This window comes from Lactobacillus xujianguonis (assembly GCF_004009905.1).
Taxonomy (GTDB): domain Bacteria; phylum Bacillota; class Bacilli; order Lactobacillales; family Lactobacillaceae; genus Lactobacillus; species Lactobacillus xujianguonis.
The window spans coordinates 162,697-165,188 of the sequence record NZ_ML136871.1 but is presented as its reverse complement, the minus strand read 5'-3'; the positions used below and the strand labels follow the sequence as shown (position 1 = coordinate 165,188).

At 39.0% G+C, this 2,492-nt stretch carries 1 pseudogene; it reads left to right on the top strand.

The window, feature by feature from the left end:
* Window positions 1-902 precede the first annotated feature (902 nt).
* Window positions 903-2,197 (top strand): annotated as a pseudogene (gene ltrA, locus EJK17_RS12070) (group II intron reverse transcriptase/maturase).
* Window positions 2,198-2,492: the final 295 nt, after the last annotated feature.

Genomic DNA, 2,492 nt, shown 5'->3' with positions numbered 1-2,492 from the left:
TAAAGTTGCTCTTCACATTGATTTTTCAGTCATTAATTTTCTAAACTAGGCTTTAAAAGCCCACATACTCCAATGAAATTCCCTGAAAAGCCGGTGAAGCTGCCCGTTTGTCGTACGACATCAAGTGCTTTACCTCAACTTTTATTTTAAAGCAAAAATTTAATTTTCTAAACTAGGCTTTAAAAGCCCACATACTCCAATGAAATTCCCTGAAAAGCCGGTGAAGCTGCCCGTTTGTCGTACGACATCAAGTGCTTTACCTCAACTTTTATTTTAAAGCAAAAATAAAAGTGCTAGATAATCATCCCGTCGAATAATTATCTAACACTAGGTTAGTATGTTTGTTGTGTGTCGGGCATGGCATCTCATCTAGTCTAGTGAAAGACTAGATCACGGGCAGTTGTCGCCAAGTGTAGTGAACCACAAGCCGGTAATAGTGATGTTATGGGGGGAAGGAAGTGGCTAGCGAGTTTTCAGAGTCTACGTACAGAAACCTGGTCAGGCCAAATGGTGGATAAGACTGCATCACAAGTCGAAGTCCGAAAGACAACCGTAAAACCAAGACGGTAAACCAGGAGGCAGTGGAAAACAATAGATGATTGTCTTACCCCGAGAGGTCTCGCGGACAGGTGAAGTCGAGTAAACTTTAATATCAGCGATCGTAAGCCTGGTCGAAAAAGTTTTATCGCGAGAAGTCATGAGGACGCTAGTAGTGATGAAGGTCTTGTAATGAGACTGGAGCCAAGGACCTAATGTTTGTAAGAGTATATCCCACTATAAGCAATGTTCAGACAGTCCGAATAAGAGGATAGCCTAGCACAAAGAGAACGTAACTCTTTGATGGTGAAAGCAATTGGGACGATTTTGAATAAATTTATGAGTAGAAATGGAGATATCACGAGATGGAATTAATTGAACAAATTCTAAGTCAGAGTAATCTTAAAGAAGCTATTCGAAGAGTTAAGATCAATAAAGGTGCTCCAGGAGTAGACAAAAGAACAGTAGATGAACTTGATAGCTATTTCAAGAAGCATCAAGCAGAAATCAAAGATGCAATCATGAAAATGAAGTATCGTCCGCATGCTGTTCGCAGAGTCTACATACCTAAAGCTAATGGCAAGAAACGTCCTTTAGGAATACCAACGGTCGTTGACCGGGTAATCTAACAAGCAATTTCTCAAGTACTAATGAAGATTTATGATCCTCATTTTAGTAGGCATAGTTATAGCTTTAGACTTAGACGCAGTGCCCATGACGCTATTGAAGAAGTCTTAGAATACTTAAACGCAGGCTATCAATGGGTCATCTGGATATTGAGAAATACTTTGACACAGTTAATCATGATAAATTAATTTCAATTCTAAGAGAAAGAGTAAATGACAAACCCACTCTCCATTTGATACGGTCATTTCTGAAAGCCGGTGTTATGGAGGATGGTTTGGTTAAGCCAAATAAGCTTGGTGTACCACAAGGTAACTCTCTTTCACCAAGCTTGTCTAATATTTACTTAGATAAAATGGACAAGAAATTGGAACAAAGAGGTTTACACTTTGTGCGCTATGCCGATGACTCCAATATATTTGTCAAAAGTAGTAAGTCAGCTAACCGGGTGATGAAGTCGATTTCATCATAGTTAGAAAGAAAGCTATTCCTAAAGGTCAACACAACCAAAACCAAAGTTGTACGACCAACCAAGAGCAACTTTCTTGGCTTTACTTTCTGGAAAAGTGGCGACTCTTGGCAAGCAAAGCCAGGTGACGACCGCAAGACCAAGCTTTATGACAAAATTAGAGAACTTCTCTGTCGTAGAAAAGCAGTTGCTCAGCCTTTATCACTAGTCTTTACTAAGATAAATCAAGTAGTTAGAGGCTGGGTCAATTACTTTAGAATTGGCGACATGAAATATTTTCTAATTAAGTTCAGTCAATGGCTGCGCCATAAAGTACGGGTGGTAATCATTAAGCAATGGAAACTACCAAAACGAATATACATTAATTTAATGCGGATCAACAAGGCCTTAAAGTGTAACTTTAGTGATGAAGACATTCATAAGGTAGCGAATACCCGCTTGGGTTGGTATAAACGCAGTACTGGTCATGTCATTAACTTTTTGCTTAGCCCAAAAGTATCGGGCATAAGCAAAGCGGATCGCCCAGGTTTGGTCGATCCGCTAGAATACTATCTGTCTCGTAAATAATTACAAATATAGCGCCGGATACGGAACCGTACGTCCGGTGCAATGAGAGGGGCGAGTTTGTTAAACTCCCTCTACTACTATTCTAAAATAAAAAGTGAGAAAGATATTCATTCTCACCCGCCTTATATTTGTTTGGTTCTTTCAAAGTAGGTTTTTAAGAAAGGTCGTATTATTATGAAAAACCTACACACCAGTATTTTAAAACGCCTTGATGCAATAATCAAAAAAACTTCAGATTATGTAAGTGTCAATGTTTTTAGGCAACCGCAAAAGCATTGACACTTACTATGTTGTC